We start from the raw sequence: 16,861 nt of genomic DNA, 5'->3' as shown, positions 1-16,861 counted from the left end.
GGATATGAAAGAATTTAATTTTTTAGCTTCCGAGCTTGATACAATGAAAGAAAACGGAACTTTTCAGGAACTGCCGATCATCGAATCGCTGCAAGGATCAACTGTCAAAATGAAGGGAAAAGACATCATTCAGCTTTCATCCAATAACTATCTCGGGTTGACGTCACATCCGCGCCTCCAAAAAGCGGCCGAAGAGGCGGTAAAACGGTACGGAGCTGGAACGGGATCGGTCCGGACAATAGCCGGAACATTCACCATGCATGATGAGCTCGAAAAGAAGCTCGCTTCATTTAAAAATACTGAAGCTGCGCTCGTATTCCAGTCCGGTTTCACCGCAAATCAAGGCATTCTTTCAAGCATTCTTACCAAAGATGATATCGTCATCTCAGACGAATTAAACCATGCTTCCATCATTGACGGCATCAGACTTACCAAAGCGGGCAAAAAAGTATATCAGCATGCGGACATGGAAGATTTAGAAAAGATTTTAAAAAAATCAATGAATTACAGAATGCGGCTTATCGTTACAGACGGCGTGTTTTCGATGGACGGAGACATCGCGCCGCTTCCCGAAATCGTCCGGCTCGCTGAACAGTATGACGCATTTGTCATGGTCGACGACGCGCATGCGTCCGGCGTTCTCGGCGAGAACGGACGCGGAACGGTTCACCATTTCGGGCTGGACGGGAAGGTTCACATTCAAGTCGGCACGCTCAGCAAGGCGATCGGTGTTTTAGGAGGCTATGCGGCCGGTTCCAAGGTGCTGATCGACTATTTAAAGCATAAAGGCAGACCGTTTCTCTTCAGTACTTCCCATCCGCCGGCCGTCACTGCGGCATGCATTGAAGCGGTCAATGTGCTGATGGAGGAACCTTCATTAATTAAAAAGCTTTGGGACAATACTTCGTACTTCAAAAAAGAGCTTGAAAAAATCGGCCTTCCGCTGATTAAGAGCGAAACGCCGATCACGCCGATTTTAATAGGTGATGAAGCCGAGGCATGCCGCTTTTCAAGCACGCTTTTCGAGCTCGGTTTATTTGCCCAGGCCATTGTATTTCCGACCGTCCCGAAAGGCAAAGCGCGGATCAGAACGATCATGACCGCCCAGCATTCGAAAGAAGAACTTGATAAAGCCCTTGAAATCATTGAAACCGGCGCCAAAAAAGCGGGTCTGCTTTAAACTCGTCGATTTCTTTTTAAACAAAGCAAATAACCATTGATAATCATTTTCAGTTAGTGTACAATGATAGGTTCTGGGTTGTGCTGACAACCGAGAACCTTTATACTGAAGAGTGGAGCTTTGTTTGAAAGGAGATCAAAAACATGAATGAGAAACAGCGCATTGAAAGCGGACAGGTCAATCCATCGGACAAAAAATCCGAGAAGGATTACAGCAAGTACTTCGAAGCTGTTTATGTTCCGCCTTCCTTAAAAGATGCGAAAAAACGCGGCAAAGAAGAGGTTAAATACCATAGCGATTTTAAAATTTCCGAGCAGTACAAAGGGATGGGTGAAGGACGGAAGTTCTACATCCGCACATACGGCTGCCAGATGAATGAACACGATACAGAAGTCATGGCCGGTATTTTCATGACCCTCGGCTATGAGCCGACGGATTCGACTGAAGACGCTAATGTGATTCTGTTAAACACATGCGCCATTCGCGAAAATGCGGAAAACAAAGTATTCGGTGAAATCGGCCATTTAAAAGCTTTGAAAAAAGACAATCCGGATTTGATCCTTGGCGTATGCGGATGTATGTCCCAGGAAGAATCAGTCGTCAACCGGATTTTAAAGAAACATCCGTTTGTCGATCTGATTTTCGGTACACACAATATCCACCGCTTGCCGGAACTTTTGTCAGAAGCTTATCTGTCAAAAGAAATGGTCATCGAAGTGTGGTCTAAAGAAGGCGATGTCATTGAAAACCTTCCGAAAGTCCGCACCGGCAAAATTAAAGGCTGGGTCAACATCATGTACGGCTGCGACAAGTTCTGTACGTACTGCATCGTGCCGTACACAAGAGGAAAAGAACGAAGCAGACGTCCCGAAGAAATCATTCAGGAAGTGAGACGACTTGCGGCTGAAGGCTATAAAGAAATCACGCTTCTCGGACAGAACGTCAACGCTTACGGCAAAGATTTCGAGGATATGGAATACGGACTCGGACACTTGATGGATGAGCTCCGCAAAATCAATATTCCGCGAATCCGCTTCACGACAAGCCATCCGCGTGATTTTGACGATCATCTGATCGAGGTGCTCGCAAAAGGCGGGAACCTTCTGGACCACATCCACCTGCCTGTTCAGTCCGGAAGCTCGGATGTCTTGAAACTGATGGCGCGCAAATACGACCGGGAACGCTATCTCGAGCTTGTCGCCAAAATTAAAAAAGCGATGCCGAACGCGTCTTTAACAACAGACATTATCGTCGGCTTCCCGAACGAAACTGATGAGCAATTTGAAGAAACGCTTTCCTTATACAGAGAAGTTGAATTTGACAGCGCCTATACGTTCATTTACTCGCCTCGCGAAGGAACGCCAGCTGCAAAAATGAAAGACAATGTTCCGATGCGCGTGAAAAAAGAACGGCTTCAGCGATTAAATGAAGTGGTCAACGAAATTTCCGCGAAGAAAATGAAGGAATATGAGGGGCAGGTTGTCGAAGTGTTAGTAGAGGGTGAAAGTAAAAACAACCCTGATATCCTTGCCGGCTATACACGGAAAAACAAGCTTGTTAACTTCAAAGGACCAAAAGAAGCGATCGGCCAGCTTGTCAACGTGAAAATCCACCAGGCGAAAACTTGGTCGCTTGACGGAGAAATGGTAGGAGAAGCAATCGAGGTGAAATAAAGTGACGCTTTATACGAAAAAAGAGATTGTTGCAAAAGCGCGGGAGCTCGCAAAAATGATTGCCGAAACGGAAGAAGTCGACTTTTTCAAAAAAGCGGAGGCACAGATTAATGAGAATGCCAAAATAACTGGCATTATCAACCAAATCAAAGCCCTGCAAAAGCAAGCCGTCAACTTTAAACATTACGAAAAGCACGAAGCGCTTAAACAAACGGAAGCAAAGATTGACGCGCTTCAGGAAGAGCTTGACGAGATCCCGATCATTCAAGAGTTCAGAGACTCCCAAATGGAAGTCAACGACCTTCTTCAGCTCGTCGCGCATACAATATCAAACCAAGTGACAAACGAGATCATCACATCAACTGGTGGAGACCTGCTGAAAGGCGAGACCGGTTCAAGAGTAAAAAATTCATCACCGAGCTGTTCTCTATAATTTGGCGGCGCCTTTTAAAGGCGTCGTTTTTTTGAATGCAATTTCCCGCCGCGACGGCTAATTGAAAAGATTCGGTTTTCGGTCTGTCTTTTTCTTTTCTGATTTAAGTCAAGTTTATCCTTTTATCTGCATACACTTAAACAGATTCATTATATGGGATGTTATTTTGATTTCTCAAGGAACGCACATTAGACGAATGCCCAGCATAGGATAATACGAGGAAAAACAAGGAGGCATGACCGAATGTCTGAATACAGGGAAATTATTACTAAAGCGGTGGTCGCGAAAGGCCGGAAATTCACCCAGTCCACTCATACAATCTCCCCTTCGCAAAAGCCAACCAGTATTTTAGGCGGTTGGATTATCAATCATAAGTATGACGCCGAAAAAATCGGAAAAACCGTGGAAATTGAAGGGACATATGATATCAACGTCTGGTATTCATATGCGGACAACACCAAAACCGAAGTTGTGACAGAACGCGTTTCCTATGTTGATGTTATTAAGCTCCGGTATCGCGACAAAAATTACTTAGATGATGAACACGAAGTGATTGCGAAGGTGCTTCAGCAGCCGAACTGCCTTGAAGTGACCATTTCTCCGAACGGAAACAAAGTGGTTGTACAGGCGGAAAGGGAATTTTTGTCAGAGGTTGTCGGCGAGACGAAGGTCGTCGTTGAGGTCAATTCTGATTGGACGGAAAGCGATGAGGAAGAGGCGTGGGAAGAAGAACTTGATGAAGAACTTGAGGACATCAATCCGGAGTTTTTGGTCGGAGATCCAGAAGAATAAAAGGAAGCTAGGGAAACACCGCCCTAGTTTCTTTTTTTTCAGCATGAATCTTTATGGTATAATGAGTGTTGGAATCAATAGAAACGTTTATACATAGTGAGGGATTAAATATGGCAGGCTACACGCCTATGATACAGCAATATTTAAAGATTAAGGCAGAGTATCAGGATGCCTTTTTATTTTTTCGTCTTGGAGACTTTTATGAAATGTTTTTTGAAGATGCCAAAAAGGCGTCTCAGGAACTCGAAATCACGCTGACGAGCAGAGACGGTGGATCGAGCGAAAGAATTCCGATGTGCGGGGTTCCTTATCATTCATGCTCTTCATATATCGAACAGCTCATTAAAAAAGGCTATAAAGTCGCGATCTGTGAGCAGGTGGAGGACCCTAAATCGGCCAAAGGAGTCGTCAAAAGGGAAGTCGTGCAGCTGATCACACCCGGCACCGTGATGGACGGAAAAGGAATTCATGAAAATGAAAACAACTTTATCGCCTCTGTCAGTGAATTTCAGCATACATACGGGCTCGCTTTTTCTGATTTGACGACGGGCGAGAACTTAGTGACGATTATCGAAAGGCTTGATGATGTCGTTTCCGAGATTTACTCTGTCGGAGCAAGGGAAATCGTCGTCAGCCGCAACTTTGACGAGAAAGATGTCGCGCTGCTGAAAGAGCGCTGCGGCGCCACGATCTCTTTCGAGGATGAACAAGCAGATGAATGGCCTGAAATTGTGAACGGTCTGGCGTCCAAAGAGCTTGTCGATACGTTTATGAGGCTTTACGTCTACTTGAAGCGGACGCAGAAAAGAAGCCTTGACCACCTTCAAAACGTTCAGGCTTACGAGCTCGAAGAAGCGATGAAAATCGATTTGTATTCGAAACGCAATCTTGAACTGACGGAAACGATCCGTTCGAAAAACAAAAAAGGCTCGCTTCTTTGGCTTTTGGATGAAACGAAAACGGCAATGGGAGGGCGGCTGTTAAAGCAATGGATCGACAGGCCGCTGATCAGAAAGGGACAGATTGAAGAGCGCCAGGAAATCGTCGAAACGCTGATCGCCCATTTGTTTGAGCGGGAAGATTTGCGCGAACGGCTGAAGGAAGTATACGATCTCGAGCGGCTCGCCGGAAGGGTCGCTTACGGCAACGTCAATGCCCGAGATTTGATCCAGCTAAAGGAATCGCTGAAACAAGTGCCGGCCATCAAACAGCTTGTCGGCTCCCTCGACCATCCGAAAGCAAAAACGCGCGCCGAGAAAATCGATCCGTGCGGCGATCTTTTGAATCTTTTGGAAGATGCGCTATACGAGAATCCGCCGCTTTCATTAAAAGAGGGGAACTTGATCAAAGACGGCTATCACGCGAAGCTGGATGAATACAGGGACGCAAGCAAGAACGGAAAGGACTGGATCGCAAGGCTTGAGCAGCAGGAACGCGAGTACACGGGAATCCGTTCTTTAAAAGTCGGCTTTAACAAGGTGTTCGGCTATTATATTGAAGTGACGAAAGCCAACATCCATCTGCTTGAAGAAGGCCGCTATGAACGGAAGCAGACGCTGACCAATGCAGAACGCTACATCACGCCGGAGCTGAAAGAAAAAGAAGCGCTGATTCTCGAAGCGGAAAACAATATTTGCGAGCTGGAGTATGAGCTGTTTTCCGAGCTTCGCAGCAAGGTGAAGGAATATATTCCGCGCCTGCAGCAGCTGGCAAAAATGATGAGCGAGCTTGATGTGCTCCAATGTTTTGCGACGATCAGCGAAAACCGCCACTATGTTAAACCGGAGTTTTCCGAGGACGTCGTTCAGGTGATCGACGGACGGCATCCGGTCGTAGAAAAGGTGATGGACAGCCAGTCTTACGTTCCGAATAGCTGCGAAATGGGCAAAGGCAGACAGATGCTTTTAATCACCGGGCCGAATATGTCAGGGAAAAGCACGTATATGAGACAGATGGCGCTGATCTCCATTTTGGCGCAGATCGGCTGTTTTGTTCCTGCCAAAAAAGCGGTGCTGCCGATCTTTGATCAGATCTTTACAAGAATCGGTGCTGCGGATGATCTTATATCCGGGCAGAGCACGTTTATGGTGGAAATGCTTGAAGCCAAAAATGCGATCGTTCATGCGACGAAAAACAGCTTGATTCTATTTGACGAAATCGGCCGGGGTACGTCCACTTACGACGGAATGGCGCTTGCGCAGGCAATCATCGAGTACGTTCACGAGCACATCGGCGCGAAGACTTTATTTTCCACTCACTATCACGAGCTGACAACCCTTGAAGAAAAGCTTGCTGACTTGAAGAATGTTCACGTTCGTGCGGAAGAATACGAAGGAAAGGTCGTATTCCTTCACCAGATAAAAGAAGGCGCAGCAGATAAAAGCTACGGTATCCATGTCGCGCAGCTTGCCGAATTACCCGACGGTTTGATCAGCAGGGCGAAAACGATCCTGAAAGAGCTTGAATCCGGCGCCAAAGAAGCGGTTCCATCAACGGCTCCGAATACGGTAAAAGAGGCGGCGGAAGAAGTCGCGGCAACTGTTGCAGATCAACCGGCCCAGCTGTCATTTTTTGAAACGGACAAGCCGAAAGAAAAAGAGACGAAGCTCTCCAAAAAAGAGCAGGCTGTTTTAGCCGAATTTAAAACGATGGATCTGCTCGATATGACGCCTATACAAGTCATGAATGAACTGTACAGGCTGCAAAAAAAATTAAAGTAATAAAGAGGTGACCCAACTTGGCAAAAATTGTTCAGCTGCCAGACGATTTATCGAATAAAATCGCGGCGGGTGAAGTAGTGGAAAGGCCTGCGTCGGTCGTCAAAGAGCTTGTCGAAAATGCAATCGATGCGAACAGCTCAGTGATTGAAATCGATGTTGAAGAAGCGGGTCTCGCCTCGATTAAAGTGCTTGACGACGGCGAAGGGATGGATGCAGAAGACTGCAGAACGGCTTTTTTGCGTCATGCCACAAGCAAAATCAAAGACGAAAACGATCTGTTTCGCGTCAGAACGCTCGGATTTCGCGGAGAAGCTTTGCCAAGTATCGCGTCTGTCTCACATCTAAGCATTAAAACGAGCACCGGAGAAGGAGCAGGCACCCATTTGACGCTTCAGGGGGGAAGAATCATTTCCGAGCAAAAAGCGTCAAGCCGCAGAGGAACCGAAATTACGGTTACCAATCTGTTTTTTAATACGCCGGCAAGGCTGAAATATATGAAAACGATCCATACGGAGCTTGGCAACATTACAGATGTGGTCAACAGAATTGCCCTTGCCCACCCGGAAGTTTCGATCAGGCTGCGTCATCAAGGGAAAACGCTTCTGCAGACAAACGGAAACGGCGATGTCCGCCACGTGCTTGCGGCGATTTACGGCACGTCGGTTGCCAAAAAAATGCTCCCGCTTGAAGCGAGATCTCTTGATTTTGAAGTGAAAGGCTATATCGCCCTTCCCGAAATTACGCGTGCATCGCGAAATTACATGTCATCTGTCGTCAACGGCAGATACATTAAAAATTTTCCGCTCGTGAAAGCGATCCACGAGGGCTACCATACGCTTCTTCCGATCGGCCGCCATCCGATCACGTTTATTGAAATCAACATGGACCCGCTGCTTGTGGATGTCAACGTGCATCCGTCAAAGCTGGAGGTCAGGCTGAGCAAAGAGACGGAGCTTCACGAACTGATTCGCGACGCCATCAAAGACGTCTTTAAACAGCAGCAGCTCATTCCAAGCGTGCAAGTTCCGAAAAAAACCGCACCTCTGATCAATAAATCGGAACAGCAAAAGCTTGATTTCGACCAGGTACGAGAGCCGGCACCTCTTTCTGGTCCTGATGTTGAAAGAGAATATAAGCCGGAGCCATCGTTTTCGGCGATGAAATTAAGCTCGGTAGTCAAAGACCCGCCTCCTCCCGCTCCCGCAGAGCGCGAAGAAAGCATTATGCAAGACACCGAACCTGAATGGCCTGGAGTGGAAGAGTATACGCCGGAAGCCGAACCGGCCGTACAAGCCGAACCGGAACAGGCAGGCGAAAACGCCCATGACGAAGATACGCCAAAAGAAAGGGTGCCGATCATGTATCCGATCGGCCAAATGCACGGCACCTACATTCTCGCCCAAAATGAAAACGGGCTGTACATCATCGATCAGCACGCCGCACAGGAGCGAATTAAATACGAATATTTCCGTGAAAAAGTCGGGGAAGTCGAATCGGAAGTCCAGGACCTGCTTGTGCCGCTGACATTCCATTATTCAAAAAATGAAGCGCTGACGATCGACCAGCACTTGGACGATTTAGCCAAAGTCGGCGTCTTTCTCGAATCGTTCGGCGCCGGCAGCTATATCGTCCGATGCCACCCGACTTGGTTTCCAAAAGGGGAAGAAACGACGATCATTGAAGACATCATTCAACAGGTCCTTGATGACCGCACGATCGACATTAAAAAACTGCGCGAAGAAGCCGCAATCATGATGAGCTGCAAAGGCTCCATCAAAGCCAACCATCATCTGCGGGACGACGAAATCACCGCCCTGCTCGATGAGCTGCGCAGAACATCCGACCCATTCACATGCCCGCACGGCCGGCCGATTATCATTCACTACTCGACATATGAGATGGAGAAGATGTTTAAGCGGGTCATGTAAATATCTAATCGCTCACAGCCCTTGCTACATCAACGGCTGTGAGCGATTTTCATTTTATTGGCCACATTTTGACCACTTTTAGACGGATTGTTTCAACACCCATTAAAAAGTTTAGTGTCCAGAACATCAGGAAGCGGCACGTATATCGTCCGGTTATTCTCAAGATAGGGAAAAAGGGCTTCATCTCAAAGAGAAGCCATTTTTTAAGTGGAAACCCATAAGGCAGCCATTAGACAAATTTCGCAGTTGTTTTCATTTTTCGAGAAAATGTTATAATGAAAGGCTATGAAATGATTTGAAGGGGGAATTTGGATGCATTACATAACGGCATGCTTAAAAATTATCAGTGATAAAGACCTCAATGAAATAATGAAGGAATTCAAAATACTTGAGGAAGAAACGAACAAAGAAGAAGGATGCATTAAATTCCATGCGTATCCCCTTGAACCATCAGAACGCAAAATCATGCTCTGGGAGATTTGGGAAAACGAAGAAGCTCTTAAGGTCCATTTCACAAAAAAACACACAAAAGACGTTCAAAAACAAGAATTAACGGAAGTAGAATGGTTAATGAAAAGCAATGTGAAGGATTAAAAGGCTCCTTGAGATTTATATGGAGATGGCCTTAAAAGGAGAAATACGATCAAATAAAACGGCGGGTCAATTTACAATCTCACGACAGCTCTCGGATAATCCCGAGGGCTGTTAAGAACAAAAAAGCAGACCCTTTAGGAGTCCGCTTCAGTCATTGAAACACTGATTTAATTTTTTAGCCGGTGATTGCTTTTTCGGCAACATGAAACCCTTGCTCTTCCCCAAAAATTGGAGCGCATTTAGCATTTTGGCTAGCCTCTCGAATTGAAGCAAAATCAGATCAAATGTTTAATAAGCTGTTTGTATCTATCAAGAAAGTAATAAGTTTGGCTGGAGTAACAGAATTAAAAAATCACGAAGAAAAAAGAATGAAACAATTTGAGAATCAAGATTAAGAGGTGATTTCTGTGAACTATTCGGAAGTTGAACAATTCATAAAAGAAAATGCTGAAGATGATGATTTTACAGGTGGCATTAGCATCGAAAAAATTAATGATATTCAAGAAAACCTAAATGTAAAACTACCCGAAAGTTATAAATGGTTTTTAAAAAACTATGGGTCCGGTGGAATTTACGGTGTAGATATTTTAGGTCATGGAAAAGTTTCAAGAGTAGTAACAGTTACTGAAGATTACAGAGATCACTATGGTTTAATTGATGGTATCGTAGTCATTGAATACGTAGATGAATTCTCTTATTGTCTTGATACAAACAGGATGGTAGATGGTGAATGCCCAGTTATACTTTGGGATAATCAAGAGGGTTATGGTCGAACAGTAGCTACTAATTTTCTAGAGTTTTTCATAGAAAACCTTAAGGAGTCTAAAGAAAACTGGGAAGAAGACGAAGAGTGGGACGATGAAGAATAATTGCATATAGCAAGCACTCGATCTCTAATTGAGTACTTTTTAAAAGGGGATAAAATGGTGGGCTTTTGGCTATTCTACTTTGTCATACGTTAAAGACAAGAAAAACGAACGTGAAGAGCGAGTCCATGACGGAGAGCCTGCTGACACTATTTGTGCACGGGTTGTATCCGCTTTTAATGGCCCTTCTCCCCTAATAATGCATGGTTTGAATATGATTCTGATTCTACTTTAATGAAGCAAATTCTAACAATTAAGGCTCTATAGGTTTCCCTGTAGCGCGGCGACAACCTGATCGACATGTCTTTTAGCCTCTTAATCAGTAGTACATTCAGCAAGAACGGTTTCCTCGTAACTTCTGCCCTCAAGGTGTTTATGATAAATCCAGATTTCACATAGCTCTTGGTAGGCTGTACCGGGTCTTTGGCCTGTAACTCCTAGATTATTAAATTGATCCACTCCAATTCTGACTAATACATACCCCATCCTGCCCAATAAACGAACAATATTTCTGCGAAGGTGGTCAAGATCTCTAAATGCTCGCATATTCCGAACATAGGTACTGGATTCAATTCCAAATGGCCGATGAAAAGATGGGAATGAAAACGGGTTTACAGGATATTGATCATAAAACAAGCCCTATCACTCCTTTTTATCTTACGATTTATAATAAAGAATTATATTCGACTATTTTTGGACTGGAAGTTTGTCTATACATAATTGTATATTTGCCTAGAAATCGGTGATGCAATCTTCAACGTTCAAAAAAGGCCATTATATAAAGTTTATGATTAGGTAGAAGTATATGAATTCCCAGCCTGTTGCTCTCAAAAAATAAAGGACATTGAGATTTATATGGAGATGGGGTTGAAAAAGGACAAATACTATCTGGTCAAACGGCGAGCCATTTACAATTTTTCGACAGCTCTTGGGATTATATAGCGCTCCCTTTTAAAAAGCCGCAATAGCATCTAACTTTAATCACCTAAAATCACCCCCATTAAATCAATAGTTCTTAATCCTTTCTCAAATTGCTGTTGCGGGGGGAACCGAAAATTTAATTGCGGTGGCCCGAACGTCTTTTTCGAATGATGAAATATTGTTAAAATTTACATCATTAGTATAGTTAAGGGAAGGGTGAAAAGGTTGGTTAGAATCTCATCTGCAGAAGTGGGGATGAAAATTACTGAGTGGCACCAGCATATTCAAAAATTCAATGTGACAGACGCCGAAATGCTTAAAGCTGAAATTGAAAGGGATATAGAGGTTATGGAAGAAGATCAGGATTTACTAATCTATTATCAATTGATGGCTTTCCGCCACAGTATAATGATTGAATATATAGCACCTTCGGGTAAAAAACAGATGGAATTATCAGAATATTTAAAGAGGATTGAAGGGAATAAACGAAAATTAGATCATATGCTTACGTATTATTATCATTTTTTTCGAGGGATGTACGAATTTAGGAATGGAGAATATACGAAGGCAATTACTTATTATAAAAGAGCGGAACGACAATTTCCTGCTATATCAGATTCGATTGAAAAAGCGGAATTTTACTTTAAAATGGCTGAAGTCTATTACCACATGAAAATGACCCACGTTTCGATGTACTTTGCAGAGCGTGCATATAACATTTACAAAAAATATGAACTCTATTCTGTTCGCCTTATTCAGTGTCATTTTGTCATTGCTGGGAATTATGATGATTTAGAGAATCATGAAAAGGCTCTTCCACACCTAAATCAAGCACTTAGAGGCGCAGAACTATTAAAAAAGAAAAATCTACAGATATACGCTTCTGCTTTTTACAACCTTGGCAACTGCTATCACAAAATGGACAACTTAAACAAGGCTGCAAGATATATTGAACAAGCTCTCATTCAATATAAAAAATTAAAATCAAAAAATTTGCCGCAAGCATATCACGACTTGGCACTAATCAATTTCAAACAAAATAAGCATGATAAAGCCAAGGATTATTACCGAAAAGGGCTTAGAAGTGCTGTGGAACTTAAAGATTATCTGTTTATAAGCCTTTTTGAAGCTCTCGAGTCACTTTATATAAAACAGTGTGAAACTACATCGCTTTTTAAAATTTTCAATCGACTGGAAACAAGCAAAGGATTTCCGTATTTGGAAGAGCTGGCATTGTTAGCCGGCACCTATCTAGATTATAATGGAAAAACAGAGGATAGTCTCATCTGTCTTAAAAAGATGGTCTATGCTCAAAAGCAAATATTGAAGGGGGAATGTTTGTATGAAGTCTAAAATGAAGATCGGTTTAGGAATTATGATAATTGGACTTGGCTTTCTCAGTCATTTTTCGAACAACGATGATATCAACACAGCTTCAAGAAACATCACAAGCGCACCCAGTCATTATTTTGTTGTTTAACCTAAAAGAGTTTTTGGAATATCCTTTTAGCCGTTTAATTAGCGGCTTTTTTTTATGTATTTCAAACCCTTAACAAATAGGTTTAATGACCTAATCTCAAAGATTCATTTTCATGGATTGATAGGATTTATTCACCAATTCCTTTCTATAAAGTGGTAAAATATTTCGAGGTATGTCACTTTAGTATTAGAGGAGAATGCTATGAAGACTCTGGATGTTCAAGCGTTGCACAAAGCCATTGATCAAACGCTGGAACAATTAAAACATCAATCAGACGAAATTGCCGAAGTTAAAAAAAGTGTTGAGGGCATTACATCACTTGATGATGCTTTAAAGGGGAAAGGGGGAGACGCGATACGTAACTTTTATGAAGAATGCCATACTCCATTCCTTCAGTTTTACGAAACTCTTATTGGGGAATATCAGTCTGCATTGAAAAAAATCAAAAATGCGCTGAATTCCTTTGAACCGAATCATAACGGATTTATATCGCAAACCTTTCTCGAACACGAGCTCGAACAAGGGGTGAATTCAGCCGACCGCACAACGAAGCGTTTGGTATCTAAAACAAACGCCACGATCGCAAAAGTCAGCCACATTGTCGATTTGCCTGATTTGAATGACAGCGGCTTTCACGAACAGAATCAGAAAGCCTTAAAGGAAATCAATCAGACAATTGAAAAGCTGCATGCTTTTGACCGCGAGCAAACAAACGCCCTTAAAACGGCCGAAAACGATCTTGAGACGATGCGGAAATACATCGCGCGGCTCGAAAAGATGTATACCGGGCCCAAAATTGAAATCGCCGGTTATCAAAAAGGCGCTATTTTAAAGCCGGATGAGATGGATGCCTTGAGTGGAAATCAAGAAACAGCGATGGGTGTTATGTTGAAAAAAATCGGGGAAAAAGAAGATGCTGACATTAACACTCTCTCCGATCCAGATCGATTAAAAAAATTGGCGACACAAAAGGTTTCCACCAAAGAGTACACTCAAGAGGAATTGAATAAACTTAAAAAAGATTATAGACTATTTAATGATACGCTTTACAGGGCATACATAGACGGTGATACTATCGTCAAGATAGAACCTGCATACACCCTTCCTGATCATGTTGAAAAGAGTGAGTGGGAAAAATATTTAGAGACAGCTTTGGAATTTACAGGTGTGTATGATGGAGTAAGAGCAGCGTTTGGATACGACCTTGCAACAGGTGAAATCGTTAAAGGTAATGGGGATCGTTTTATGGCCGCATTGAATGTCACCCCTTTTGGAAAGGCATTTAAGTACGGAAAACGCGGCTTCAAGTTATTTAAAGGTGAAGAAGCGGGAAAGAAAGTTGCAAAAGCTGAAAAAGGTGTTAAAGGAGCGGAGAAGGTTCAAACTAGAAAAGAAATTATGAATACCGTTCAAAGCAAAATGAGTCCTGCAGTGAAGAAAATTAAAGAAATTGATCCAAATGCTAAAGTTGGTTATAGAGGCTCATTGGCTACAGGGCAGAAAGGACCGCATAAGGGAAACGCTCCATTTGACCCTACGGATTTCGATATTGATGCTTTCATTGTTAGTGATAAATTAGCTTCAAAGTTTCCATCAAGTTCTAGATGGAGGGCTGGTACCGATATAAAGGAAATCAGGAAAATACAAAAAGAGTTAGATAAAACTCTAAAAAACTCTTTAGATGGATTAAGAAAAACAGATAAAAAAGGGAGACCTGATAAATTAACCTTTAGAATCTTTACTCAAGAAGAATATAATAGTAAATTTACAAAAGGAAGCAAAATATTAAAAGATGAATAGGAGAATGTTAGGTGGAAAAAAAATATCCGTATTTTAAATGTTTAATTCCAATTACTTCGAATAAGGATATAGATGATTTAGCAAGAATAATTTCAGTTAAATTATTTGGAGGAATACCCTTCGGCGGTATGGAGGAACAAATTTATGAAGAAGTGCCCGCTGTTTTTATAGAAAATCCAATTTTAGGATTTCAGGTAGTGATTCAGGGGTTTGGAGGAGAAAAAGGCTATACCCTTGAAGTTCGTTCACATCCAGAAATTATTGAACCAGATGATGCTGATGAAATAGAGGTAGATATAACTAGATATGTGTCTACTCTACTTGAAGGAACTGACGGTCTACAGATCAGGTATGAAGAACTTCAAAATATGAAACATTATATAGAAATAACCGAATAAGGCAAAAATCAAAAACCTTGAAAGGAAACTATCTTTCAAGGTTTTTAATAAAATCCAACAAAATGGAGGGCTTTTATCTTTTCGCCTTTGTCATACAAAGCAAGAAAAATGGGCATGAATACCAGAATCCTATACGAGAGCCTACGGACGATGATTTTTTGCAAATGTTATGCAGCTGGTTAGCTGCTTTTTTAATGGCTAGAACTGTGAGACGCACTTTTACCTTAAGTATTTTTATCCGGCTTTATCGAAGGTGTCGTCAGATTCAAAGGAAGGGCGGCTTTAAACTATCGCGCGACAGTTGCCGGAATGTAGGCAAGCCTTTATAAGAACAAAAAGAAAAGCAGGCAAATAACCTGCTTAAAACCTCATTTTGCCCTTGAAAAAGACTCGCAAAATCAAATCTCGGGTCTTTCTATTAAGCAAAGAGAGGGCCAACAAAGCGAGAAATGTTACTTTGCGATGCAATTTTTAAATTGCCGCTCCAGTTCCTCTTTGTCCAAGTCCTTTCCAATGAAAACAAGTTCGCTTTGTTTTGTCTCGTTTTCGTTCCACTTGCGATCCGGACGTCCTGAAAACAGCATATGCAACCCTTGGAATACGATTCGATATTCTTCCCCTTTAATAGAAAGGATCCCTTTATAACGTAATAAATCTTCGCCTTTTTCCCGTACGAGATAACTCATCCAATGATCCACTTTTGCCAAATCAAGAGGCTTCTCTTCCCGAAAAGCAATAGAAGACACTTTATCATCATGATGATGGTGATGATGATCCTCTAGAAAATGAGGGTCGATTTCAAGTTTTCGATTGACGTCAAACGTATTGATCCCCAGTATATCTTTTAAATTGATCTTGCAATCTCTGGCATGCAGCCTCTTAGCCGCAGGATTAATGTTGACAAGTCTTTGCTCCAAGGATTCCAAATCGTCATTTGATACTAAATCTGTTTTATTGAGGATGATGACGTCAGCAAAAGCAATTTGTTCTTGAGCTTCATCCTGATCATCCAGATGTCTGGCGATATGCTTGCTGTCTACTACCGTGACGATGCTGTCAACTTCAAATATGTCGGACAGCAGCTCATCCATAAAAAAAGTCTGGGCAACAGGTGCTGGGTCAGCCAGTCCTGTTGTTTCGATTATAACCCGGTCGAATGCAACTTTCCCTTGATCCATTGAGAATACAAGAGTTCTCAGAATGCGAATCAAATCTCCGCGGACCGTGCAACAGATACAGCCGTTGTTCATTTCCAAAATTTCTTCTTCAGAATCAACGACGAGCTGATTGTCTATCCCGACTTCTCCGTACTCATTGACAATAACCGCAATCTTTTGATTGTGTTTTTCTGTAAGTATTCGATTTAAAAGTGTGGTTTTCCCGGCGCCTAAATATCCAGTGAGAATAGTGACAGGAATTTTCTTTTTAGTTAAAGGCATGATCATTCGACCTCATTTACAATTTTTTCGATACTTTGATTACTTTTTCTTTGTCTTTTGGAATCCCGGCGGTGACGCCAGATGAACGTTCGAAACGTTGGCCATCATACAAATGACTTGCTTTTTCTTGATAATCTTCATTGGTACAAAGCGAGTCAATCAGGAGGGGGACATCCTCCGGTTTTAAATCTTTATACCATGTTCCTTTCGGATAGTGGATGACCACGCACTTATCTTGGCATCTTCCATTACACCGCGTGCGCGTTGTATGAATGACATCGTCGAGCTCCCGGTCTGAAATTTCTTGCCGAATCACTTGAGTCAGTTCCTCAGCTCCGACCCGATTGCAGCTGCTGCCGTTGCAGATAAAGATATGATGTTTCATATTACTTAAATCCCATGTCGCCATATGTATCTTTCCTCCGAGTAAAACAGAATTATTACGATTTGCAAACGGTAAAATGATAAAGACTAAGTAAGCCCCGGTCGATAACTGTCCCGAAAGGTGATACCGATAACCGGGGAGACGGTGGGGTAAGCTCCGCATTTCATCGTCACCTTGAGCTTTTCACTCCTTTCGCAAGCTCTCTATTCAGCCTTCTCTTGCCGCCTTTGGTTGTTTATTTATATGGTCTCT

General features: G+C 42.7%; 13 protein-coding genes and 1 pseudogene. 12 read left to right on the top strand and 2 right to left on the bottom strand.

Annotation, left to right across the window (positions count from 1 at the left end; genetic code table 11):
- Window positions 1-4: 4 nt before the first annotated feature.
- From M1E03_RS12290 to M1E03_RS12235, 12 genes and pseudogenes are all read left to right on the top strand, one after another.
- Window positions 5-1,180: a glycine C-acetyltransferase gene (locus M1E03_RS12290; protein ID WP_020451461.1), complete on the top strand. Its 1,176-nt coding sequence runs from the start codon at window positions 5-7 to the stop codon at window positions 1,178-1,180.
- A gap of 143 nt (window positions 1,181-1,323) precedes the next feature.
- Window positions 1,324-2,853 carry a tRNA (N6-isopentenyl adenosine(37)-C2)-methylthiotransferase MiaB gene (gene miaB / locus M1E03_RS12285; protein ID WP_020451462.1) on the top strand — a complete coding sequence of 510 codons (1,530 nt, stop codon included), beginning with the start codon at window positions 1,324-1,326 and terminating at the stop codon, window positions 2,851-2,853.
- Window position 2,854: 1 nt separating this feature from the next.
- A complete protein-coding gene (locus M1E03_RS12280; RefSeq protein ID WP_020451463.1) occupies window positions 2,855-3,286 on the top strand; it encodes a RicAFT regulatory complex protein RicA family protein in 432 nt (143 codons plus the stop codon).
- Between the two features lie 243 nt (window positions 3,287-3,529).
- The gene (cotE, locus tag M1E03_RS12275; protein WP_020451464.1) at window positions 3,530-4,078 is read left to right on the top strand and encodes an outer spore coat protein CotE; all 549 of its coding nucleotides are present in this window, start codon (window positions 3,530-3,532) and stop codon (window positions 4,076-4,078) included.
- 110 nt (window positions 4,079-4,188) lie between these two features.
- The gene (gene mutS, locus M1E03_RS12270) at window positions 4,189-6,798 is read left to right on the top strand and encodes a DNA mismatch repair protein MutS (protein ID WP_195536296.1); all 2,610 of its coding nucleotides are present in this window, start codon (window positions 4,189-4,191) and stop codon (window positions 6,796-6,798) included.
- 17 nt (window positions 6,799-6,815) lie between these two features.
- Window positions 6,816-8,726 carry a DNA mismatch repair endonuclease MutL gene (gene mutL, locus M1E03_RS12265; RefSeq protein ID WP_145654253.1) on the top strand — a complete coding sequence of 637 codons (1,911 nt, stop codon included), beginning with the start codon at window positions 6,816-6,818 and terminating at the stop codon, window positions 8,724-8,726.
- Between the two features lie 312 nt (window positions 8,727-9,038).
- Window positions 9,039-9,320, top strand: coding sequence for a putative quinol monooxygenase (locus tag M1E03_RS12260; protein ID WP_020451467.1), 282 nt, complete (start codon window positions 9,039-9,041; stop codon window positions 9,318-9,320).
- 407 nt (window positions 9,321-9,727) lie between these two features.
- Complete coding sequence (locus M1E03_RS12255; RefSeq protein ID WP_025811450.1) at window positions 9,728-10,189, top strand: SMI1/KNR4 family protein; 462 nt, start codon at window positions 9,728-9,730, stop codon at window positions 10,187-10,189.
- A gap of 825 nt (window positions 10,190-11,014) precedes the next feature.
- Window positions 11,015-11,128 (top strand): annotated as a pseudogene (locus tag M1E03_RS12250) (ArpU family transcriptional regulator); the annotation flags it as partial.
- 204 nt (window positions 11,129-11,332) lie between these two features.
- Window positions 11,333-12,460 (top strand): response regulator aspartate phosphatase, encoded by a 1,128-nt coding sequence (locus M1E03_RS12245; protein ID WP_458110463.1) that lies wholly within the window; start codon window positions 11,333-11,335, stop codon window positions 12,458-12,460.
- Window positions 12,461-12,788: 328 nt separating this feature from the next.
- A complete protein-coding gene (locus M1E03_RS12240; protein ID WP_234026569.1) occupies window positions 12,789-14,387 on the top strand; it encodes a T7SS effector LXG polymorphic toxin in 1,599 nt (532 codons plus the stop codon).
- A gap of 11 nt (window positions 14,388-14,398) precedes the next feature.
- Window positions 14,399-14,785 carry a hypothetical protein gene (locus M1E03_RS12235; protein WP_025811456.1) on the top strand — a complete coding sequence of 129 codons (387 nt, stop codon included), beginning with the start codon at window positions 14,399-14,401 and terminating at the stop codon, window positions 14,783-14,785.
- Window positions 14,786-15,237: 452 nt separating this feature from the next.
- On the opposite strand, the gene M1E03_RS12230 is transcribed toward M1E03_RS12235, so the two are convergent.
- Both M1E03_RS12230 and M1E03_RS12225 read right to left on the bottom strand, forming a co-directional pair.
- Window positions 15,238-16,230: a CobW family GTP-binding protein gene (locus M1E03_RS12230; RefSeq protein ID WP_035338712.1), complete on the bottom strand. Its 993-nt coding sequence runs from the start codon at window positions 16,228-16,230 to the stop codon at window positions 15,238-15,240.
- Window positions 16,231-16,240: 10 nt separating this feature from the next.
- Window positions 16,241-16,633 carry a (2Fe-2S) ferredoxin domain-containing protein gene (locus M1E03_RS12225; RefSeq protein ID WP_035338711.1) on the bottom strand — a complete coding sequence of 131 codons (393 nt, stop codon included), beginning with the start codon at window positions 16,631-16,633 and terminating at the stop codon, window positions 16,241-16,243.
- Window positions 16,634-16,861: the final 228 nt, after the last annotated feature.

The sequence above is a fragment of the Bacillus sp. PK6-013 genome, assembly GCF_054161445.1.
The sequence above is the reverse complement of the archived record's forward strand: the minus strand, read 5'-3'. Positions and strand labels throughout refer to the sequence as shown.